The following is a 22,738-nucleotide window of genomic DNA, read 5'->3' on the forward strand; positions in this document are numbered from 1 at the left end:
GTCCGCCACCAGGAGTGACATGGATCACTCTAGCTGACGAGAATGGGGCCGCCGGGCCGCCCTGCCCCATTCCCCGCAACGAGCCTCCTAGAGCACCACGTTGACCATCTTGCCGGGGATGACGATGACCTTCCTCGGCTGCTTCTCCTGCAGGGCCGCGGCAATGCGTGGCGCCGCGAGCGCCGCCGCCTCCACCGTGGCGCGATCCGCATCAGCAGCGACAGTGATGCGATCCCGCACCTTGCCATTGACCTGGATCGGATACTCGACGGAATCGTCGATCAGCCACTTCTCCTCGGCGACCGGGAAAGGGCCATGGGCGAGCGAATCGCCATGACCAAGCCGGTGCCACAGCTCCTCGGCGACGTGGGGCGCGAGGGGCGCGAGCATGAGGACCAGCGGCTCGACGGCAGCGCGCGGTGGGGAATCCGGGGTGTGCTTCGTCAGATGGTTCGTCAGCTCGATGAGCTTGGCCCCGGCGGTGTTCATCCGCAGCGAGCCGTAGTCGTCGGAGACCCCCGCGATGGTGCGGTGCAGGATGCGCTGCGTCTCGTCGTCGGGCTCGGCATCGGTGGTCTTGATGCCACCGGTGCTCTCGTCGATGACCAACCGCCACACCCGCTGGAGGAACCGGTGCGCGCCCACGACGTCCTTGGTCGCCCACGGGCGCGACGCGTCGAGCGGACCCATCGACATCTCATACATGCGCAAGGTGTCGGCGCCGAAGTCCTCGGCGATCTCATCAGGCGTGACGGAGTTGCGGAGGCTCTTGCCCATCTTGCCGTACTCCTGGTGCACGGCCATGGTCTCGCCCGCCGGGCTGGTCCAGGCGAACTGCCCTTCTGACTCGGTGACCTCCTCGGCTGGCACGTAGACGCCGCGGTCATCGGTGTAGGCGAAGGCCTGGATGTAGCCCTGGTTGAACAGGCGCCGGTAGGGCTCGCTGGAAGTGACATGGCCGAGGTCATGGAGCACCTTGTGCCAGAAGCGCGCGTAGAGCAGGTGCAGCACCGCGTGCTCGACACCGCCGACGTAGAGATCCACACCGCCGGGATCGCGCGGGCCATGCTGCTCCGGCCGCGGACCGACCCAGTACTCCTCGTTCTCCTTGGCGCAGAACTCGACCTCGTTGGTCGGATCGATGTAGCGCATCTGGTACCACGAGCTCCCGGCCCACTGCGGCATGACGTTGGTGTCCCGCCGGTAGCGCTTGGGCCCGTCGCCGAGGTCGAGCTCCACGCTCACCCAGTCGACGGCCTTGGCCAGCGGCGGCGAGGGCTCGGAGCTCGCATCGTTGGGGTCGAAGGTGACGGGCGCGTAGTCGGTCAGGTCGGGCAGCTCGACGGGCAGCATCGATTCGGGCAGCGCGTGGGTGACGCCATCCTCGTCATAGACGATGGGGAAGGGCTCTCCCCAGTAGCGCTGCCGGGCAAAGAGCCAGTCGCGCAGCTTGTACTGCACGGTGCCGCTCCCGAGGCCCTTCTCCTCGAGCCAGGCGATGGTGGCGGCCTTCGCGTCCGCGACGGCGAGCCCATTGATGTCGAGGCCGGAGTCATTCGCCGAGTTGATGGCCTCGCCGTCCCCGGTGAAAGCCTCCCCCTCCGGCGCTTGCCCCTCGCCGCGCGGAGCGACCACAGGGATGATGTCGAGCCCGAGCACGGTCGCGAACTCGTGGTCGCGATCATCATGGGCGGGCACGGCCATGATGGCGCCCGTTCCGTATCCGGTGAGCACGTAGTCGGCGATGAACACTGGGATGCGCTCGCCATTGACCGGGTTGATCGCGTGCGCGCCGAGGAAGACGCCGGTCTTCTCCTTGCTCTCCTGCCGCTCGAGATCGGACTTCGACGCGATGGACGCCCGGTACGCCTCGACGGCATCGCGGGGGCTCTCCCCTCCCCCGGTCCAGCGCGGATCCGTACCGGCGGGCCAGGCGTCGGCGACCAGGGTGTCCACGAGGGCATGCTCGGGGGCCAGCACCATGTAGGTCGCGCCGAAGAGCGTGTCGGGCCGGGTGGTGAATACCTCGATGGTCGCGTCGCCCTCGGTGGCGAACCGGACGCTGGCGCCGCGGGAGCGCCCGATCCAGTTCCGCTGCATCGTCTTGACCTTCTCGGGCCAGTCGAGATCGTCGAGGTCGTCGAGCAGGCGGTCCGCGTAGGAGGTGATCCGCATCATCCACTGGCTCAGGTGCTTGCGGAAGACAGGGAAGTTCCCGCGCTCGCTGCGGCCGTCGGCGGTGACCTCCTCGTTGGCGAGGACGGTGCCCAGGCCGGGGCACCAGTTGACCATCGCGTTCGAGTGGTAGACGAGGCGGTACTGCTCGAGCACCTGCTCGCGGGCACCCTGGGTCATCTCTGACCAGGCCTGATCGCCGGGCACCTGCCGGGCACCTGACTCGAACTCGGCGATCAGCTCGTCGATCCGGCGAGCGCGCCCCAGCTCGGGATCGAACCAGGCGTTGTAGATCTGCAGGAAGATCCACTGCGTCCACTTGTAGAACTCTGGATCGGTGGTCGCGACGCGCCGCCGCTCATCGTGGCCGAGGCCGAGGCGGCGGATCTGCGCGAGATAGCGCTCGATGTTCGCTTCGGTCGTGGTGCGCGGGTGGGTGCCCGTCTGCACGGCGTACTGCTCGGCGGGCAGGCCGAAGCTGTCGAAGCCCATGGTGTGCAGGACGTTGTGGCCCTGCATGCGGTGGAACCGCGCGTAGACATCGGTGGCGATGAACCCGAGGGGGTGCCCGACGTGCAGGCCCGCGCCGGAGGGGTATGGGAACATATCGAGGACGAAGAGCTTGTCCGACGGCACATCGCCCGCGAGCGGCCCGGTCGGGTTGGGCGCATCGAAGGTGCCCTGGGTGCTCCATTCGTTCTGCCAGCGACGTTCTAGCTCGCCCGCGAGCTCCGCCGTGTAGCGGTGCTGGGGCGTCTTGTCTCCTGTGGCTGTGGACGACTGAGTCACGGTGGGCTTCTACCTCAATGTTCGGCGTGAGTGCGAAATGGGCCGGCGCAGGGCCTCCCGGGGCGCGCCGACAGGTGTCCAGGATAGTTGCAACCGGGACCGATTAATCGATGGCGCCCCACAAACGTATGCTAGTTACCGTGCTCGTAGTTGCCCTAATCCTGGTCATGTTCGCGACGTTGCTCATGCTGGCTGGAATCGCTGGCGTGGCTGGGCGTCTCCCCCGCAACCGGTTCCTTGGCGTCCGGTCCCCCGAGACGCTCCTCGACGACGACTCGTTCGCGCTCGCCAATCGTGTGGCGGGCCCCACGATGATCGCCGCGTCGGTGATCGTGCTTTCGGGAGCAGCTGCCGCAGCGCTTCTTGGCTGGTGGCTCGGAGCTGTCGTGGCTGCTGTCACCGTGGTGAGCGCGATCCTCGTCGCGGGCATGGGGGCATCGATGGGAATCCAGGCGGCGGCCTCGCGACCGGCCGCGGATGCCTGTTCCTCGTGCAGCGGATGCTCCCTCGCCCAGGCCTGCCAGCCGGACACCGAGCACTGAGCACGACGTCTCCTCGACTGACCGGGAGGCTGCCCGGTCCCATGGCCGGTCAGGTGGTCGCAGGGTGCGAATGAATGATCACTGCTGGTAGTTGGGTGATCGCGAGCATGACCGGGCTAGTGCTCGCCGTATTGTCGGCCACCACACCCTGGTTGCACTTTCGTCAAGTGACGATATGAATCGTTGGCCCCCGAATCCCAAGCTTGAGGCACCAGAGCATGAAGCGACTCGCACGATACGGGATCGATGGCTTCATCCTGGCCATCCTCATCGCAGCCCTCGCCGGAACCGTCGTCCCCGCCACCGGGGCCAGCGCCGAGATCGTCACCTGGCTCACCCGGATCGGTATCGCCCTGCTGTTCTTCCTCTACGGGACACGCATCACGCCACAGGACGCGCTGCGCGGGCTCGCGCACTGGCGCCTGCACATCACGATCCTCGCCATCACGTTCACGCTGTTCCCTCTGCTGGGAATCCTGATCGGGCAGGTGCCCGACAGCCTGCTCGCTCCCGAGCTCTACGCGGGCATCCTGTTCCTCACGCTCCTCCCCTCCACAGTGCAGGCGTCCATCGCATTCACATCCATCGCGCGTGGCAACGTCGCTGCAGCCATCGTCAGCGCCTCAGCCTCGAACCTTCTCGGAGTACTGATCACCCCCCTGCTCGCGATCATGCTCATGACTTCCTCCGGTCATGCCCAGATCGATTCGAGCGCCATCCTCGGCGTCTGCCTCCAGCTCCTGCTCCCGTTCATCATCGGACAGCTTGCCCGTCCCTGGCTTGCTGTTTTCCTGTCCGGTCATGCCCGAGCTACTCGTCTGGCAGACCGTGGCTCGATCATTCTCGTCGTGTACGCCGCGTTCAGCGAGAGTGCCCGCGAGCATGTCTGGGCGCGAGTCGATGCCGGCGACATCATGATGATCATTGGGATCAGCATCGTGCTGCTCGCCCTCGTCCTCGCCCTCAGCTCCGGCATCGGCAGGATGCTCCGGTTCGATCGCGCGGACCGGATAGTCATCCTGTTCGCCGGGTCCAAGAAGTCCCTCGCGAGCGGCCTGCCCATGGCCGCGGTCATGTTCGACGGCCAGGCGCTGGGCATGATCGTGCTGCCCGTGATGATCTTCCACCAGATCCAGCTGATCACCTGCGCGATAATCGCGAACCGGCTCGGTCATGGCTACGAGCAGCATGAACACGGTTCGAGCAGGTGACGGTCACCTAGCCCGGCATGCCCTTGGTCAGGCGCTGCCCGGTGGGCCGAGCACCTGCCCGGATCGGGCATATCATGGAGAGATGGTGGCGCCGCAGGAAGTCCATCACGTTCTCGGGCGGAACATCCTCACCGATGGGCTGGACCTCGTCCTGGACCTCGAGCGCTCGCACGGCACCTGGCTCGTCGATGCCCGCGACGGAACCGAGTACCTCGACATGTTCGGCTTCTTCGCCTCGAGCACCCTCGGCATGAACCACCCGGCACTGCTCGACGACATAGATTTCCGCGCGAGGCTGCTCGCGGCAGCGATCAACAAGCCCACGAACTCCGATATCTACACGACCGCCTACGCGGAGTTCGTCGACACGTTCGCCCGGGTGCTCGGCGACCCCAGGCTGCCGCACCTGTTCTTCATCGATGGGGGAGCGAACGCCGTGGAGAACGCGCTCAAGGCAGCATTCGACTGGAAATCACGCCACAACGAGCAGCGTCATCGCCAGCCCGGGCGGGCCTTGTCGATCATGCACCTCACCGACGCGTTCCACGGACGGACCGGATACACGTTGTCGCTCACCAACACCGACCCGATAAAGACTGCCAGGTTCCCGGGTTTCGACTGGCCACGTGTTCGGTCGCCCTATCCGGGCACTGACCGCGACGGGCATGCCCGGAATACCTCTGAGCTGGTCGAACACTCGTTAGAGCAGGCCCGGGCAGTGTTCCGCGAGCAGCCCCATGCCGTGGCGGCGTTCATCGCCGAGCCCATCCAGGGGGAGGGGGGCGACCACCACCTGCCCGCTCGCTTCCTCCAGCAGATGCAGCAGCTCTGCCACGCCCATGACGCCCTGCTCATCCTCGATGAGGTCCAGACGGGAGCCGGAGCCACGGGGACCGCATGGGCCTACCAGCAGCTCGGGCTCGAGCCGGACATCGTCGCGTTCGGCAAGAAGACACAAGTCTGCGGAATCATGGCAGGCGGACGGATCGAGGAGGTGAGCGACAACGTCTTCACCGTGCCCTCCCGCATCAACTCCACCTTCGGGGGCAACCTCGTCGACATGGTCCGCTACCAGAAGATCCTCGAGGTCGTCGAGTCCGAGGACCTGATCCGCGCGGCACGCGCCAAGGGGGAGTGGCTTCTCGGCAACCTCGAGGAGCTCGCCCGACAGTGCCCAGACGTCACCGATCCGCGCGGGCGGGGGCTGATCTGCGCGGTCACCCTACCGGGCACCCGAATCAGGGAGGCGACGATCGCTGCGCTCCGCGAGAAGCACCATGTGCTGATGATCGGCTGCGGGGAACGGTCAGTGCGGCTCCGTCCACCGCTGACCGCCAGCATCGAGGAACTGCACCGGGCGGTCGCGGCACTCGGCACGGCGGTCGAGGATCAGTTGCGCTCCACGTCGACCGGATGAGTCGCGAGCATCGAGTACCGGTCGGACTGGCGCCGCAGCACCTGCCCCCACAGATCGATGCGGGCAGGGGCGAGCACGTCCGCGGGCAGGCTCGGGAACACCATCCAGTCGGCACGGGCCAGCTCGCTTTCCAGCTGCCCGCCGGACCAGCCCGCGTAGCCCACGAACACCCGGATACCGGCGAGCAGGGGAGCGAGGTACTCGGGTTCCGCATCGAGGTCCACCATCACCGTTCGGCCATCGACCTGCTTGAGCCCCTCGATGCCATCCGCGGACATGCCCGGACGGACAGTGCCCAGGCACACGGCGGACTCCCGGCTGACCGGGCCACCGATGAACAGCGCCTGCGGCTTGGCCGCGAGCGGGGCCCACTGCGGGAACACGTCATGCACCGCAGTCTCGCTCGGCCGGTTGAGCACCACTCCGAGACTGCCCGAGTCATCGTGATCGATCAGGTAGACCACGGTTCGGCGAAACGTTGGCTCGTAGAGCTCGGTCGAAGCGATCAGCAGCGCGCCCGGAAGCGGGGCATGACCAGACCGAGCGCGCTCTTCCTCAGGCTCATCCCAGGTCGACACACTCACTATCATGGCATCACACCCCGCGAGGAACACACCGATCGACTGGCTTCCCCGCGACCATCCACGCGCGAACCATCGTAAGGAACCAGGTTGACCGGGCGCATCCGCGCATTCGTCGAGGCCGTGCGGCACCGACCTCCACTGCTGCGGCTCGCTGTGGTCAGGTGGCTCAACCAGTTCGGTGATGGCTTCTTCCAGGCAGCCCTCGGGGGAGCGATCCTTTTCAACCCCGAGCGCAACACCGATCCGCGGGCCATCGCTGCGGGATTCGTGCTGCTGCTCCTGCCGTACTCGTTGATCGGGCCGTTCGTGGGCGTGCTGCTCGACCGCTGGGACCGGCGCTGGGTCCTCGTATGGGCGATGATCGCGCGGATGGTCCTCACGGGCGCCGCCGGCTATGTCCTCCTGGCCTCTGTCCCTGGCCCCGCCCTCATCCTCATCGCGCTCGCTGCGATCGGCACGAGCCGCTTCATGTTCGCGGGCATGTCCGCCGCCCTGCCCAACACCATCCCGAGCACCATGCTGGTGCCCGTCAACTCGATCCTGGTGACCGTGGGAGCGGCCGTGGCTGCCCTCGGCGCCACCGCCTCCATCTCCATGGCCGCGCTGGCGGGAGCGGGGGACACCGGCTCGGGCACGACTGTGTTGTTCGCCGTGGCGCCGCTGGCTCTCGGGGTCTTCCTCGCATGGGGCTTCCCGGCACGGTTGCTCGGCCCGCATGGCAGCCGCGCGGGGGAGCGGGTCGGCATCATGCGGGAAGCCAGGGCGGTAGCGTCCGGCCTCGGGACGAGCGCCCGCGCGGCCTGGAGCTCGCGAGGGGTGACCGCGGCGCTCCTCGCGCTCGCGGCGCATCGCGCTGTCTTTGGCATCAACACGTTGATCATGGTCCTGGCTCTGAGGACGCCCGATCCTGGCTCAGTGCTCCCCGGTGGGCTCGCCGGTTTCGGCCTCGCTGTCGCGGTCACGGCCGGGGGCATGCTCGTGGGCGCGGTGCTCGCTCCGCTGATCGTGCCCTGGCTAGGCAGGACCCGGACGATCGTGGCAGCAGTGCTGCTCGCTGCGGCCACCCAGGTCATGATCGTGAGCATGCTCGGTCATGATGCGCTGGTCATCGCGGCGTTCCTGCTTGGAATCGCGGGGCAGATGATCAAGCTGTCGGGTGATGCCGCGATGCAGATCGAGATCGCTGATCGGGAGCGGGGGAGCGTGTTCGCTCTCCAGGACATGCTGTTCAATGTGTTGTTCGTCGGGGCGATGGCCGCCGCCTCGATCAGCATCGCCCCCGATGGGCGTTCCTTGCCGATCGTGATCGCCGGCGCAGCAGCGTATGTGCTCGCGATCGCCTTGATAGCGCTCAACGAGGCCCGCGCGACCCCGCCTCGCACCGCCACCGAGCGGGCGCGGGAACAGCTTTACCGGTGGGCACGGCGGCTACCCTTCCGCTGACCGCTGCTGCCACCATTCGAGCAGAGCGGCCTCGGCCTCGTCCCGATCCAGCGGGCCGCGGTCGAGGCGTAGTTCCTTGAGGAAGCTCCAGGCCTTGCCCACCTCCGGGCCCGGGCGGATCCCTAGCAATTCCATGATCGCGTTGCCATCGAGATCCGGGCGTACCCGCGCGAGGTCCTCTTCCTCCTGGAGCTCGATGATGCGGCGCTCGAGATCGTCGTACGCCCGCTGCAACGCGTTGGCCCGGCGCTTGTTGCGGGTGGTGCAGTCGGCGCGCACGAGCTTGTTGAGGCGATCGAGCAGGGGCCCGGCATCGGTGACATAGCGGCGCACAGCCGAGTCCGTCCACTGGCCCTTGCCGTAGCCGTGGAAGCGCAGGTGCAGGTAGACCAGCTTGGAGACGTCCTCGATCATGCTCTTGGAATACTTCAGCGCCCGCATGCGGCGACGGGTCATCTTGGCGCCCACTACCTCGTGGTGGTGGAAGCTGACGCCGCCGGCCGGTTCATTGCGCTTGGTCGCGGGCTTGCCGATGTCATGGAGCAGCGCCGCCCAGCGCAGCACGAGGTCCGGGCCATCATCCTCGCGGTCGATGGCCTGGCTCAGGACGGTCAACGAGTGCCGGTAGACATCCTTGTGCTGGTGATGCTCGTCGATCTCGAGCTGCATCGCCGGGACCTCGGGGAGCACCCGATCAGCGAGGCCCGTGGAGACGAGGATCTCGATGCCGGCGATGGGATCGGCACCGAGCATCAGCTTGTCGAGCTCGGTGCGGATCCTCTCGACCGTTACCCGGTCGATCTGGCCGGCCATGGCCCGCATCGCATCGACCACCCGTGGCGCGACATCGAAGCGCAGCTGGGCGGCGAAGCGTGCCGCGCGAAGCATGCGCAGGGGATCATCGTTGAACGACGTCTCCGGTGCTGCGGGAGTGTCGATGCACCGCCCGACGACGTCCGCGAGCCCGTCGAGCGGATCGATGAACGCGCCCACCCCCTCCTGCGAGATGCGGACTGCCATCGCGTTGAGCCGGAAGTCCCGCCGGACGAGGTCAGCGTCGAGGCTGTCACCGAAGCGGACCTCGGGGTTGCGGGACTGCCCGTCGTAGGTGTCCGACCGGAAGGTGGTGATCTCGATCTGGGTGCCATGCTTGACGGCACTGATCGTTCCGAACTCGATGCCGGTGTCCCACTGGCGCTCGGCGAAGCCACGCAGGATCGCCTGCACTGCCGCGGGGCGCGCATCCGTGGTGAAGTCCAGGTCATTGCCCAGGCGCCCGAGCACGGCATCGCGCACCGAGCCACCGACGAGGAAGAGCTCGTGGCCGTGCGCATGGAAGCGCGCGCCGAGATCACGCAGCATCGCATCATGCGGTCGCAGGGCTATCACCGCGGCCGCGAGCGCGCGCGCGTGCTGGTCTTTCCGGGACAGTGGCACCACGGCATGACACCCTACCGGTCCGCGGGCAGCCCGCCGCATCCACGCCACCGGCCTTGATCTGCTCAATAGTGCATGGCTGCGTCATGCCGGTGCACTCGGCGCTTACCGGTACCATGACTAAGTGTCTCCTGACGAACGTGTACCACAGCGGCGCCGGCGCCCGCGCCCGCAAGGTGGTCAGCCACGCCAGGGGGGTGCGGCCCGGCCCCAGGCGGCTGATGGCCCGCCAGCACCAGTCCAGCGGACCCCGCGGGATGCCGCCCGGCTGCCCCATCACGTGGCCAAGCCTCTGCCGTCGCAGGATCGCCAGGAGAGCCTCGAGGCTCCCAGGTCCGGCCAGGGCCCCGGGAGCAGCAAGGAGCAGGGCCGGTCGGCGCGGGGCTCCTCGAGAGGCGGGCGACGAAACCGGTACCCGGCCAAGGGCGCGCCCCAGGGGAACGAGAAGCCAGCCCGCAAGCGCCGTTTGCGGACCGTGCGCGAGACATCGGCCGGGGGGCTCGTCATCACCGGATGGGAGGGTGGCCGCGAGATGCTCCGGGCTGCTCTCATCGGACGGCTCGATCGGCGGGGCAGGTTGCTGTGGTCGCTGCCGAAGGGACACATCGAGCTGGGGGAGACCGCCGAGGAGACCGCCATGCGCGAGGTTGCCGAGGAGACCGGCATCCAGGGCCGTGTCCTCGCATCGCTCGGCAGCATCGACTATTGGTTCGTCACTGAGGGGCGCAGGGTGCATAAGACGGTGCATCACTACCTGCTTCGATTCCTTGGCGGCGAGCTATCCGACGCTGACATGGAAGTGACCGAGGTGGCGTGGGTTCCCTTGTCCGAGCTGGATTCCCGGCTCGCGTACGCCGATGAGCGCAAGCTCGCTCGGATGGCCAGCGAGCTGATCGCCAGCATGAAGGACCTCGTCGATGCCGGTATCGAGGCGGTCACCGAGGACAAGCCCGCCGCGCCACAGCCTGGCAGCGCCCCTGGCAGCACGAGGGATTCCACGACGTCATGATGTCCTGGCGCGCTAGCGCACCTGTCCGGCTTCTGCTTGCCCTGCTCGCGAGCCTCCTGGTCATGGTTATCGCTCCACCTGCGATCATGAGCGCGCAGCCAACACCCGATCAGGGACCGGGCATGACCGGGCCGCTCGCGGTCCAGCTCGACTCGATCACCCCGGCCACCGTCACCCGAACGACGGGCCCTGATCTCACGGTGACCGGCACCATCACCAATACCTCGGGCTCGGAAGCAGCCGCCCTCGCGGTCCGGCTCCAGCGCGCGGCACGGGTGTCCAGCCAATCGGAACTGCTCTCCACCGGGGCGCTCACCGAGCCGCAGTACCCGATCTTCACGCCGAGCGTCCCGGTAGCGGACATGCTCGGGCCGGGGGAGAGCCAGTCATTCACCGCTTCGTTCCCGCTGCTGCCCGCGGAGGGCGATTCCCTCTATGTGCGCGAGCCCGGGGTCTTCCCGATCCTCGTCAACGTCACTGCCCAGCATGAGGGCATCGGCATCCGGGATCACTCGGCACGGTTCCTGCTGCCGGTCCTTGAGCTGCCGCCCGCGCAGGACGCAGCGGATGCTCCCCGCGAGAACGAGGACGATGAGCGCGGCGACTCGGAGGCGCCCTCCGCGGAGCGTGATCCGGTACCGCTGACCATGCTGTGGCCTCTCATCGAGGAACCGAGCATCGCGGCCGGCAGCACCGCCGGGGAGGACGGTCCCACTCTCGCTGGCAACACCCTCGCTGAGTCTCTAGCGCCCGGCGGTCGCCTGGATGTCTTGCTCGCCGTGGTGGAGCGCGCGATCGCTCCCGGCGCGCCCGGCAGTGCCCTTGTCTCGTCGTCCCTCTGCCTGTTGCTCGATCCGGATCTCATCTCCACCATCGACGCGATGCGCTCGGGCTACCAGGTGGCCGTTGCCGGTGGCGGGACGGCGCCCGGAAACGGGGCGGGGATCGCGGGACGATGGCTCGATCGGCTGCGCGCCGTTGCCCAGGAGGTGTGCATCGTTGCCGCGCCCGCGGCGCAGGCCGATCTCGAGGCTCTCGCGCGGTTGCAGCACCAAGGGCTCTCGGAGCGCGCGCTCGCGCGGGGCAGCGAGGTCCTCGCCTCGGTTCTCGGGGCGCAGCCCGTCCAAGGCATCACGATTCCCGATGAAGCGGTCATCAGCACGCAGGCCGCGGACATGCTCGCGGGCACCCCTACCAATACGGTGGTCATCAGCGATGATGCCGCGCTCGTGGATGCCCGGCCAGCGCGAGGGGAGCGGTTCGCGGCACTTGCCACCGAGGGCGATGCCTCGCTGCCGGCCATCCTGCTCGACGGAGGGCAGGCCCAGGTCCTCGCGGCGACGGGGGCACGGCCCTCGGTGCCAGTCTTCGCGGAACCGACGGATATCGGAGCCGTGAACAAGGACCGGCTCGCCCGGCTCCAGGACTCGATCGGGGCGATAGCCTGGCCGAGCCTCGTCGACCGCGGTGACGGCACCACGGCCGCCCCCTCCGCCACCCTGCTGCTACCGCCCCGCGAGTGGAGCATCAGCCCCGCCGAGGGCGATGCGCTGATGGCCTCCATCGCGACGCTGATGCTCACCAACAGTGCGGTGCCGGCCCCGTTCGGCGCGATCGCCGATGAAGCACGCCGTCCCGGGGCGATCCATCCGCCCGGGACGGTGCAGTACCCGCAGCGCCATGAGGAGGTCCGGGTTCCGGATAGCGTGCTCGAGGACGTGCTGCGTGCCTCCCGCTCCCTGGAGGAGATCGCCAGCGTGCTCGTGCCGGACACCAACAATCCGCTGACCCCGGATGCCTTCCTCGCGCCGTTGCGCGACGAGCTCGTGCGCGCACTGACCACCGCGGGCCGGGATGACCCCGGCACGGCGACCCGCATGGCGGCACGCCGGGCCGAGTCTGTCAGCCAGGCCATCGCGAGGATGCACGAGCAGATCACGATCCTCAACCCTGGCGGCGTCCAGACGCTCGCCTCGGCGCAGAGCCCGTTGCTGCTCGTTGCGCGCAATGACCTGCCGGTCGCGGTCCGTGTCCGCATCGTGGCGACGGCCCCTCCCGGCGTGGCCTTCGAGGAGCTTGGCATCCAGCAACTGCCACCGCGCGGCTCGCGGCAACTGTCCATTCCCACCAGAGTGACCAACAATCGCCAGTTCGCCGTCGATGTCCAGCTCAGTACGCCCGAAGGTCATCTGCTCGGCGAGGCGATCCGCATTTCGGTCCGCTCCACGGCCTACGGGCGGATAATGACGATCCTCACCGGTACCGCAGGTGCCCTGCTCCTCATCCTCGCGGGCCGCCGGCTATGGCACCGGTTCCGCGGACAACCCGATCCAGCTGACGAAGGCCACGAGCACCCATGACGGATGGAACGCACCCACCTGACGGATCCGAGACCCCGCAGGACCAGCCCAGCACGCCCCGGGCACCGTGGGAGCGCTTTCCCCCCTCGCTTCATCGCACCCGCGGCACTGGCTCGAGGGGCCCTGGATCTTCCGGCTCGGGCAGGCGGTCGACCCCGGCCGGGCGCAGCCTCCCGCCCCTGCCCGTGGACATGACCGGCCGTTCCCGAGTGCTGCCCGCTACACCTGACCAGACCGTGAAACAGCAGGCCAGCCCCGTGACCGAGAAGGTGACCAGCACAGCGGGCGGTCAGCCATCGGCGTCCGGCAAGGCACAGTCCCGGCATGATCAGGCCGACACCGCCATGATGCGCAATACCGGATCGATGGCCGTGCCAACGATGATCAGCCGCGCCACTGGCTTCCTGCGCACGGTGCTCATCGCGGCGGTGCTCGGCACTTTCGTCGGTGACGCTTTCACCATTGCCAACGTGTTGCCGAACCTTGTCGAGCAACTCGTGCTCGGCGCGGTGCTCGCCGCTGTGGTCGTGCCGATGCTCGTGCGGGCGGAGCACGAGGACAGCGATGGGGGAGAGCGGTTCACCCGGCAGTTGCTCACCCTCGCGACGACCATCCTGTTCGGGGCCACGGTCATCGCCATGGCCACAGCGCCGTTCCTCGTCTCGCTGATGGTCAGTCGCGGCACCGACGTGGTGGACCGCGGCCTGACCGAGGCGCTCGCCTACCTATTGCTGCCGCAGATCCTGTTCTACGGCCTCACGGCGGTGTTCGCCGCGATCCTCAACACGCGCGGGATCTTCGCGCCCGGGGCGTGGGCACCGGTGGCCAACAACATCATCGCCATCGCGACGCTGGGCGGCTTCTACCTGATCTGGCGGGACCCGAGCAACATGTCCACCGCCGCCGTGCTGTTCCTCGGCATCGGCACCACCCTCGGCGTGGTCGCCCAGGCGATGGTCCTGCTTCCGAGCATCCGCAGGGCGAAGGTGCCCATTCGCCCGCTGTGGGGGCTCGATCCGCGGTTCAAGAAGTTCGGCAGCATGGCCGCGGCCATCGTCGTGTACGTGGCGATCAGCCAGATCGGCTTCGTGGTCACCTACAACGTCGCGTCCGGGTCGAGCGAGGGCGCGGCACTGATCTACAACATCGTGTGGCTGCTGCTCCAGGTGCCCTACGGGGTGCTCGGGGTAGCCGTGCTCACCGCGATCATGCCGCGCATGAGCCGCAACGCGGCCCAGCAGGACGGTCAGGCGGTCATCTCCGACCTGACGATGGCGACCCGCATGACGATGGTCGCGATGATCCCGGTGATCACCGTGATGACAGTGGCGAGCACGCCCATCTCGGTGGTGCTGTTCCAGTACGGGAACTTCGGCACCGACGATGCCGCGATGCTGGCCGACACGTTGTCCCTCGCAGCGTTCTCCCTCGTGCCGTACGCCCTCGTGCTGCTGCACCTGCGCGTCTTCTACGCCAGCAGCGATGGCTGGACGCCCACCTGGATCGTCATCGGCATCACCACGGTCAAGGTCGGGCTTTCGCTGCTCGCTCCGCGACTGGCGAACGATCCCAGCCAGGTCGTGGCCTTCCTGCATTTCGCGAACGGGGCCGGTTTCGTCGCCGGTGCCATCGTGGGCGCGGCGCTGCTACGCCGACGGCTCGGCCCGCTCCGCCTGCGCTACACCTTCAGCTCGATGTTCATGGTGTTCGCCGCCTCGGCTGCCGGTGCCGCGGCCTACTTCGGGTACCTGCTCATCCGCAGGTTCCTCGTGCCCCTCGAGTTCCTGGGGCGCTTCAACTCCTGGATCGATCTGATCGCAGCGACGGTGCTGATCCTGGGTGTCAGCTACGCGATCCTCTACAAGCTCGGAGTGCCCGAGGTCGCCGTGGTGTTCGGAGCGCTCGGCAGGGTATCGGGCAAGCTCCGGAGGGGACGGGGAGCCGCTGTGGCCGCCCCGGGCAGCGCAACCATCGACGAATCGCCGGACGCTCCGCAGCAGCGCGCCGGTATTGCCGCCAACCTGTCGTACTCTGGCCCTGAGCACTCTGTATCGCATGGGCACCGCGACGCAACCGGCGACGTGTCACCTGGTGTGACTGAAGGAAAGAGAATGAACGACGCCTCGGAAACCTTGACCGATCATGGCACCGGCAGTCACGACGATGCAGGCTCCGGCCCCTCCCACGGCAGGCGGCCACGCCTCACCCCCGGCACGATCGTCGCCGGGGGCCGCTACCGGCTCCTCGAGGAGCATGGCCGCGCGCGCGGACTGTTCTTCTGGCAGGCGCAAGACCTCAAGCTCGAGCGGGATGTCGCGCTGACCTTCGTGATGGCACCCGCGGACGAGGATGCGGATTCCAGCGAGCCGGAGAGCCACGACGCCCTGCTGTCGCGCACGCTGCGCCTCGCGCGCATCGATTCGCCCGGCGTCGCCCGGGTTCTCGATGTGGTCAAGGGGCGTGCCGGCGGCATCGTCATCTCCGAGTGGACGCCGGGGCAGCCGCTGCGGGAGATCGCCGCCAGCAAGCCAGCCGCGGTGGGTGCCGCTCGCGCGGTGCGTGCCCTCGCGGCAGCCGCGGAGTCAGCGCACCGGGCAGGCACGGCGCTATCCATCGATCATCCCGACCGCATTCGTATCAACACCGCTGGCGACGCGGTGCTCGCGTTCCCCGGCACGGCGGCCGACGCCGATCAAGCCCGTGATGTCCATGGCCTCGGTGCTGCCCTGTACGCGCTCGTCACAGGCTTCTGGCCGCTCGCCGAGCCCGGGGATGCGCTGCTCGATCGAGGCCGTGCGTCCGGAGCCGCGTTCGCGCAGCCTGGCTCGAGCATCGGCGGGCTTCCCGCGCCCGAGCTCGATGGCGAGGGACGCCCGACGGATCCACGCAGCCTGCGCCAGGGGGTTCCCTACGAGATCTCCGCGGTCGCGCTGCGGGCGCTGCACCCGAGCAGCGGGATCCGCACCGCCGCGACGGTGCACCAGATCCTCGACCAGGCGACCATGGCCGATCAATCGACCGACATGATCCCGGTAATCCGCGCCACGCAGGCCAACGTGCGTCCCCGCGCGGTCCGGATCAAGCCCCAGTCGATCCTGATGACCCCGGAGGAGCGGCGCAAGCGTTCCCGCCGCGTCGTGCTCGTGCTGTCGCTGCTAGCGATCGTGACCGTGGTGATCCTGTCGATCGCTGCGACGCAGCTGACCAAGGCACTGATGGATGGGACGAGCACGCCGGTCCAGCGCCAGCCACTCGGATTCACTGCCGAGCCGCGCGTGCCGGGGCTCGATCAGACGGACGGTCGGCGCTCGGTTTCGTTCGCTGTCACTCCGAACGATGTGTCGGTGTACTCGCCGCAGCAGGAGCCGGACAACCCTGGCACCGCTGATCTCGCCATCGACGGGGATCCTTCGACCTCGTGGTCGACGTCCCAGTACTTCCAGCAGTTCCCGGCCTTCAAGAACGGTGTCGGACTGGTCCTCGCCTTCAACGACGAGTATGGGTTCTCCCAGGTGGATCTGGAGACGACCCGTCCCGGGTCGCGGATCGAGATCCGGGTCGCCGACGAGCCCGAGCCTGACCTCGAGGACACCGTGGTCGTTGGCTCCACCGAGCTCGAGGATGAATCGGTATCGATCACGCTCGATCCGGGCGCTCGCGGGCAGTACCTGCTGGTGTGGATCGATCGGCTCAGCGATGCCGAGGGCCGGATGCAGGCAGACATCAGCGAGATCGAAGTTACTGCGCAGCAATAGTTCACGCGATACAGCTCGGGCCCTTCCTCGCGGGAGGGCCCGAGCCCGTTGCGGGGGAGCGGCCTTCTCGACTCGTGCACGGCACCGGTTCGCGATATTCTGGTGCTGTGCGACACATCAGGGGGGTCGCCACAACCGGGATGTCGGATAGGGAATTGATCGCCGCGCACGTGTCGGGGGACACTCAGGCTTTCGCTGAACTCATCCATCGTCATCAGCGGTACTTGTGGCGAGTGGCGAAGAGAACCAGTCATTGCGACGAGGACGCGGCCGACGCGTTGCAGGAGGCCATGCTCTCGGCATTCCGCATGGCCGAGGGGTACCGCGCGGATGCTGCTGTGCGTAGCTGGCTGCACCGGATCGTGGTCAATTCCTGCCTCGACCGCATGCGCCGGAACCGGGTGCGCCCCGCGATCCCGCTGGATCCTTCGATCATGGAGCATGTGGGGTTGATAGGGGACAGGCCGTCCGGTGATGATATTGCCGAAGCCATCGACCACGCGTTGATGCTGCTTCCAGCAGAGCAGCGCGCGGCAGTGGTGACCGTTGATGTGGAGGGGTACCCGGTCGCGGAGGCGGCGGAAGTGCTCGGGATCCCGATTGGCACGGTGAAGAGCCGCTGCGCCCGTGGAAGGTTGAAGCTTGCAGAAATTCTTTCGGAGTTTCATCCGGAACGGAACCGATCAGCGTTCCCGCGCGTCAATACCTAGTGTGGTGAACAAGAACCAGGCACGCCCGGCTCCGTCTCCGGGAGGAGATCCTGCTCCGCCCCGGATGCAACGGGAACCGGCCCTTCCCGAGCCACCGTACGATCGGCAGCTCATCAGCGAGCTTCACGCGGGCATGCTCCCGGGGCCTGCAGCCGCGCATGTCCGGGGCCGGCTGCACCTTGATCCCGAGGCCGACGCGTTCCTCGCCGAGCTCGACGAGGTGCAGCGCATGCTCGGTCGCCTGTCGCCGGACCATGCCAGGAACCGGGGGAGGGGCGATGATCTGCCGGCCCAGCTGTCCTCGCGAATCGACGAGATGCTGGCCGAAGCGGTGCGGGAGCGCGAGGCGGCACCGAGCCGCCACCGGCGATCGCTGGGCCGCGGTTCGTACCGCTACCTGGGCGCCGCGGTCGCATGCGCTGCTGCTGCCACGGGACTACTGGTGCTCTCGCCCCGCATCGTGGATCTCATCAGCACCTCCGGTGACGCAGTGTCTCCACCCGGCGCCGCGACCACGGGGCCGTGGGGGTTCGAGGAGCGCGAGCCACGACCTGGGCAACCGGGGGCAGGCGTGCTCGCGGGGGAGCAGCTTCGGGAGTGCCTCGATGCAGCGGGGCTGCCCGGCAGCGTCGAGGCGATCGGTGTGGAGCCCGTCTCGTCCGGGGATGGTTCTCCCGCCCGGTTCCGGATCCTGGTTCCCGCGCCATCAGGAGCGGGGATCCTCGTCCTGACCGTCGGAAATGGCTGTGCTCCCGACGGCCAAGGCATCCTTGGTCGGCAGGGGATCGGGGTGCCTGGGGAGTAAATGCGAGGGCAGGCACGAAATGTCCCCCGATCAGGGGTCACAGCTTCGGATTTTTCGGACTTGTCCGGTACTTTGTGAGGTGTGGCACATCACGCTGAGGGAGTTTCCAGTCCGATCGCATCGGATCCGCCCGAGCAACCGCTAGCGCAGCGTCCCGCCGCTGCTCGGCGCCGCCGGGGACGCCCCGCAATGGTGACCAGCGAGCAGATCACCGCTGCTGCCCTCGAGCTCGGCGTCGCCACGATCACCATGACCTCCGTGGCGCAGCGCCTCGGCGTGAACCATGCCACGCTCTACCGGTATGTCAGCGGTCGCGACGATCTCGTGCGCAATGCCATCGACCGAGCAGTGACCCTCACCGAGTTCCCGCAACCGAACGACGACTGGCAAGCCTTCCTCCGCGACACCGCGCACGCCATCTTCGACATGTGCGACACGTATCCAGGCATTGCCACCGAGCTCGCGGGCGGCACCTACTCGCCGATGATCCTCCAGCGCGGAGCCACCCTGATGGCATGCCTCACCCGCATGGCCTTCAGCCCGACCGATGCTGTTCTCGCCCTGGACCTCGTGACAGGGCTGGTCATCGATCACTGCCGCCGGGCCGAGCAGATGGATGGGCGCGTCCCGTCGGCCTCGATGCCCTCGCGCGCCGAGCTCTCCAGTTCGTGGCCACGGGTGGAGCCCGGGAACGAGGAATCCATGCAGAACACCATCGAGGCGGGGCAGCAGGCGATCGAGCAGAGCCCGCGCGATTGGTTCGACCGCAAGCTGCGGATAGCCCTTGCTGGCATTGCTGCCGAGCTCGCGCCGCGCTGACACGGGCAATCGCTCCCGGTCATGCCTGCATCCGGGAACAACCCCGATTAACCTTGTGTTGTCACAGAGCAGAAGGGGTTCACCACGGGCACGCCGCGGTGAACGCGATCAGGGAAGGCCCGCATGACTACAGCCGAAGCCAGCGCACAGACCACCGATAGCGACGTGCGCGACGTCATCATCGTCGGATCCGGACCGGCCGGATACACCGCCGCCGTCTACACCGCGCGGGCACAGCTAGCGCCCCTGCAGTTCGAGGGATCGCAGTTCGGTGGCGCCCTGATGACGACCACTGAGGTCGAGAACTTCCCCGGGTTCCAGGACGGCATCATGGGGCCCAGCCTGATGGACGAGATGCGCGAGCAGGCCAAGCGATTCGGCACCGATATCCGCTCCGAGGACGTCTCCGCGATCAACCTCGACGGCGAGATCAAGACCGTCACCGCCGGGGGAGTGGACTACAAGGCCCGCGCTGTCATCCTTGCCATGGGCGCGGCCGCTCGCTATCTCGGCGTCCCCGGCGAGGAACGGCTCCTCGGCCGTGGTGTCAGCTCCTGCGCGACCTGCGACGGGTTCTTCTTCCGCGATCAGGACATCGCTGTCATCGGCGGCGGCGATTCCGCGATGGAGGAGGCCACCTTCCTCACCCGCTTCGCGCGGAGCGTGACCGTCGTGCACCGCCGCGAGGAGTTCCGTGCCTCCCGGATCATGCTCGAGCGCGCCCGCGACAACGAGAAGATTACCTTCGTCACCAATGCACGCGTCGACGAGATGCTCGGCGAGAACAGCGTGAGCGGGCTCCGCATCACCGATACCGTGACAGGCGAGCAGCGCGACCTCCCGGTCACCGGTGTCTTCGTCGCGATCGGGCATGACCCGCGCAGCGAGCTCGTCCGTGGCCAGGTCACTCTCGATGACGCCGGCTATGTCGCTGTCTCGTCGCCCTCGACCGCGACCTCCCTCCCCGGCGTGTTCGCCGCTGGAGATCTCGTGGACCACACCTATCGGCAAGCGATCACCGCCGCGGGCACCGGGTGCGCCGCCGCGATCGATGCGGAGCGCTGGCTTGCCGAGCATGCTCCATCCACCACCGCCACCGCTGTCGCTGCATCGTAGGAACAGGAAAGGTCATTCATGTCCACCATCACCGTCACCGACTCATCGTTCGCTGATGACGTCCTCAAGAGCGACAAGCCCGTGCTCGTGGACTTCTGGGCGACCTGGTGCGGCCCCTGCCGAATGGTCGCCCCCGTGCTCGAGGAGATCTCCCGCGAGAAGGAGGAGCAGCTCACCGTCGCCAAGGTCGATATCGACGCGAACCAGGCGATCGCGCGCGACCTCCAGATCCTCTCGATCCCCACCATGATCCTCTTCAAGAATGGGGAGGCGGTTTCCACGATCGTGGGCGCGAAGTCAAAGGCTGCCCTGCTCAAGGAGATCGAAAACCACCTGTAGTTTCTCTGCCGGGAGCCCGGACCAAGTAGGATGATTCGTGGGGGCGCCGCTGCGCCTCCACGAATCGCTGCTGACCGTGTGCTGGGTTGCCGCCGCGAGGACTCCCGTGCATTGCCACTGGCCGTGGTGCCGGGCTTCGCGCACCGGCCCAGCGCGCTCCCGAGAAAGAGGCCCGCGGTATGCACAATCTTCGGCTTGGAGATTCAGGTCCGGCTGTGGCCGAGGCTCGATTGCGCCTCGTCAACCTCGGCTTCCTGCACGATGACGGCGATCTGGAAGAGGCGCGGTCCATCTTCGATTCCGTCCTCGATACCGCTGTCCGCGCGTTCCAGCAGCAACGCGGCCTTCTTGTCGATGGCATCGTCGGGAAAGCGACCTCGAGAGCCCTCCAGGAGGCCGGCTACCGCCTCGGCGCCCGCATCCTGGCCTACCATGTCTCCGCGCCCCAGTTCGGCGATGACGTCGCCGCGCTGCAGACCCGCCTGCAGGATCTCGGCTTCTACACGGACATGATCGACGGGTACTTCGGTCCCGGGACGCACAGTGCCCTGAGCTCGTACCAGCGAGAGTTCGGGCTCATCGTCGATGGCATCTGTGGTCCCGAGACGCTGCGCTCCCTCGAGATGCTCGGCGCTCGGGTGACCGGGGGATCGCCGCACGCGATCCTCGCGGAGGAGGTCGTGCGGCAGTCCGGGCCGAAGCTCCGCAACAAGCGCATCATCATCGACCCGGGCCTCGGCGGAGAGTCGACCGGCATCACGGTCGAGGGACCTCGTGGTCCATTGACCGAGGCGGAGATCCTGTGGGATCTGGCCAACCGGATCGAGGGCCGCATGGGCGCGACCGGCATGGAGACCTTCCTCAGCCGACCGCGCGGCAAGTGCCCGTCGGTGATGGAGCGGGCGGAGATGGCGAACAGCCTCAACGCTGACCTGATCATCTCGCTCCAGTGCGCGCGCAGCGACTCCGCAACAGCAAAGGGTGTCGCGACCTTCCACTACGGTGTGCCCAATGGCTCCGAGTCGACGATCGGCGCAGTGCTCGCGGGCTTCCTGCAGCGCGAGATCGTGGCACGGACAGGAATGCTGGATTGCCGATCGCATGGTCGCAGCTGGGACATCCTCAGGCTGACCCGCATGCCGGCCGTGCAGATCGATGTCGGATATGTCACGAGCCCCGATGACCTCGCCATGCTGGCCGACCCCCGGATGCGCGATGTCATCGCCGAGGCCGTGGTGGTGGCGGTGAAGCGGCTGTATCTGCTGGGCAAGGATGATCAGCCCACCGGAACGTTTACCTTTGCCGAGCTCCTCGCGCATGAGCTTGCCGTGGAGGGGCGCAGCGAGTAGCACGATCCCTGGCTCCTGCCACGAGAAGGGCGGCTTGTTCCCTCGGGAACAAGCCGCCCTTCTTTCTATGCAGCTTTGCTCCTAGCCTCCTGCACCAACCGGGGAGGGGGAGGGGAGCGTAATGGTCGATGTCTCGATGAGGCGCATCAACGCTGCCTCGACATCTGCTTTCCATCCATGGTCGGAGTCGAGCTCATAGCGGAAACGCGGATACTCCGGATGGGGGGCGACCTCGATGAATCGCGAATCCCGCAGGAGCGAGGCCGGGATCATGCACGTGCTCGGCGTGCAATCACCCGGGCGCTGGTGCACCATGTGTTGGTCCCGCCAACTGGTGGCAGCGTCGTGCTCGTGCCCGAACGCCTCGATAGCACGCACGCCACGGCGAACGAGATCACTGATGACTGCCTGCAGCAGGGTGTCATGGTAGCCCTGCGAGAGCGCGAACTCGTTGACCTGCAGCGTGGTGAGCAGGACTGCATCCGCGCTGACCGGGGAGGTGGGGAATGATGCCGCCCGGGGCACGCTGCTCGGTGGCGCATAGAGCGCGCACCCTGACACCTTCTCCTCGGATGAGCCGCTCGTCGTGTCGTAGAGCAACTGCCCGCAGGATCCCCAGCTGAGCGTGACCGATGAGATCCACGCTTCCTTCTCGAACTCAGGGTCGCACTGGGCGTGGGCCGTGGTGGTATCGCCTGGCTCCATCTCCCAGAACAGGCACCTGCGGGCGTGATCGGGCAGGTCTGCCAGAGATCCCAGGGTGAGGGGATGGACCCGTGTCATCACGTTGCTGGCCGTCCTCCATGCCGGGACTTGCGCTTGACCGCAAGCGGTGAATAGGGAGTGCTTCCACGTTCGTCAGGAACAGGATACCGGTT

General features: G+C 67.5%; 17 protein-coding genes. 13 read left to right on the top strand and 4 right to left on the bottom strand.

Going from position 1 to position 22,738, the window contains the following annotated elements; genetic code table 11:
* Window positions 1-87: 87 nt before the first annotated feature.
* Complete coding sequence (leuS, locus tag FXO18_RS06115) at window positions 88-2,964, bottom strand: leucine--tRNA ligase (RefSeq protein WP_149360231.1); 2,877 nt, start codon at window positions 2,962-2,964, stop codon at window positions 88-90.
* Window positions 2,965-3,104: 140 nt separating this feature from the next.
* On the opposite strand from leuS, the gene FXO18_RS06120 reads away from it, so the two are divergent.
* The 3 genes from FXO18_RS06120 to lat all read left to right on the top strand — a co-directional run bounded on the left by FXO18_RS06120 (window position 3,105) and on the right by lat (window position 6,134).
* Window positions 3,105-3,506: an SdpI family protein gene (locus FXO18_RS06120; protein WP_149360232.1), complete on the top strand. Its 402-nt coding sequence runs from the start codon at window positions 3,105-3,107 to the stop codon at window positions 3,504-3,506.
* A 218-nt stretch (window positions 3,507-3,724) separates the two neighbouring features.
* Window positions 3,725-4,717, top strand: coding sequence for a bile acid:sodium symporter family protein (locus FXO18_RS06125; RefSeq protein ID WP_149360233.1), 993 nt, complete (start codon window positions 3,725-3,727; stop codon window positions 4,715-4,717).
* A gap of 82 nt (window positions 4,718-4,799) precedes the next feature.
* On the top strand, window positions 4,800-6,134 hold the full coding sequence (gene lat, locus FXO18_RS06130; RefSeq protein WP_149360234.1) for an L-lysine 6-transaminase: 1,335 nt from the start codon (window positions 4,800-4,802) through the stop codon (window positions 6,132-6,134).
* Here the strand turns inward: lat and FXO18_RS06135 are convergent.
* Window positions 6,107-6,712: a YqgE/AlgH family protein gene (locus FXO18_RS06135; protein ID WP_187774217.1), complete on the bottom strand. Its 606-nt coding sequence runs from the start codon at window positions 6,710-6,712 to the stop codon at window positions 6,107-6,109. The genes lat and FXO18_RS06135 overlap by 28 nt on opposite strands.
* Window positions 6,713-6,805: 93 nt before the next feature.
* Here FXO18_RS06135 and FXO18_RS06140 point away from each other — a divergent pair, with 93 nt between their 5' ends.
* Window positions 6,806-8,161 (top strand): MFS transporter, encoded by a 1,356-nt coding sequence (locus tag FXO18_RS06140; RefSeq protein ID WP_235900502.1) that lies wholly within the window; start codon window positions 6,806-6,808, stop codon window positions 8,159-8,161.
* On the opposite strand, the gene FXO18_RS06145 is transcribed toward FXO18_RS06140, so the two are convergent.
* Complete coding sequence (locus FXO18_RS06145; protein ID WP_149360756.1) at window positions 8,147-9,640, bottom strand: CCA tRNA nucleotidyltransferase; 1,494 nt, start codon at window positions 9,638-9,640, stop codon at window positions 8,147-8,149. The two genes, FXO18_RS06140 and FXO18_RS06145, sit on opposite strands and share 15 nt — an antisense overlap.
* Before the next feature lie 238 nt (window positions 9,641-9,878).
* Between FXO18_RS06145 and FXO18_RS06150 the strand changes: the two genes are divergently transcribed.
* The 9 genes from FXO18_RS06150 (at window position 9,879) to FXO18_RS06190 (ending at window position 21,860) form a co-directional block, all read left to right on the top strand.
* Entirely contained in the window at window positions 9,879-10,607 is a 729-nt protein-coding gene (locus tag FXO18_RS06150) for an NUDIX hydrolase (RefSeq protein ID WP_328593366.1), read from the top strand.
* Complete coding sequence (locus FXO18_RS06155) at window positions 10,607-12,967, top strand: DUF6049 family protein (RefSeq protein WP_268884928.1); 2,361 nt, start codon at window positions 10,607-10,609, stop codon at window positions 12,965-12,967. The genes FXO18_RS06150 and FXO18_RS06155 overlap by 1 nt, the downstream gene beginning before the upstream one ends.
* A gap of 257 nt (window positions 12,968-13,224) precedes the next feature.
* Window positions 13,225-16,722: a murein biosynthesis integral membrane protein MurJ gene (gene murJ / locus FXO18_RS06160; RefSeq protein ID WP_187774218.1), complete on the top strand. Its 3,498-nt coding sequence runs from the start codon at window positions 13,225-13,227 to the stop codon at window positions 16,720-16,722.
* 140 nt (window positions 16,723-16,862) lie between these two features.
* Window positions 16,863-17,432, top strand: a complete 570-nt coding sequence (gene sigM, locus FXO18_RS06165; protein WP_235900557.1) for an RNA polymerase sigma factor SigM — start codon at window positions 16,863-16,865, stop codon at window positions 17,430-17,432.
* Between the two features lie 133 nt (window positions 17,433-17,565).
* Window positions 17,566-18,237, top strand: coding sequence for a hypothetical protein (locus tag FXO18_RS06170; protein WP_149360239.1), 672 nt, complete (start codon window positions 17,566-17,568; stop codon window positions 18,235-18,237).
* A gap of 189 nt (window positions 18,238-18,426) precedes the next feature.
* Window positions 18,427-19,056: a TetR/AcrR family transcriptional regulator gene (locus FXO18_RS06175; protein WP_149360240.1), complete on the top strand. Its 630-nt coding sequence runs from the start codon at window positions 18,427-18,429 to the stop codon at window positions 19,054-19,056.
* Window positions 19,057-19,179: 123 nt separating this feature from the next.
* Entirely contained in the window at window positions 19,180-20,172 is a 993-nt protein-coding gene (gene trxB, locus FXO18_RS06180) for a thioredoxin-disulfide reductase (protein ID WP_149360241.1), read from the top strand.
* Window positions 20,173-20,190: 18 nt separating this feature from the next.
* The gene (trxA, locus tag FXO18_RS06185) at window positions 20,191-20,511 is read left to right on the top strand and encodes a thioredoxin (RefSeq protein ID WP_149360242.1); all 321 of its coding nucleotides are present in this window, start codon (window positions 20,191-20,193) and stop codon (window positions 20,509-20,511) included.
* Window positions 20,512-20,690: 179 nt separating this feature from the next.
* Complete coding sequence (locus FXO18_RS06190) at window positions 20,691-21,860, top strand: N-acetylmuramoyl-L-alanine amidase (protein ID WP_149360243.1); 1,170 nt, start codon at window positions 20,691-20,693, stop codon at window positions 21,858-21,860.
* 81 nt (window positions 21,861-21,941) lie between these two features.
* On the opposite strand, the gene FXO18_RS06195 is transcribed toward FXO18_RS06190, so the two are convergent.
* Window positions 21,942-22,646 carry a GNAT family N-acetyltransferase gene (locus FXO18_RS06195; RefSeq protein ID WP_407936442.1) on the bottom strand — a complete coding sequence of 235 codons (705 nt, stop codon included), beginning with the start codon at window positions 22,644-22,646 and terminating at the stop codon, window positions 21,942-21,944.
* Between the last annotated feature and the right edge of the window lie 92 nt (window positions 22,647-22,738).

The sequence above is a fragment of the Lolliginicoccus suaedae genome (assembly GCF_008312885.1).
GTDB lineage: Bacteria > Actinomycetota > Actinomycetes > Mycobacteriales > Mycobacteriaceae > Lolliginicoccus > Lolliginicoccus suaedae.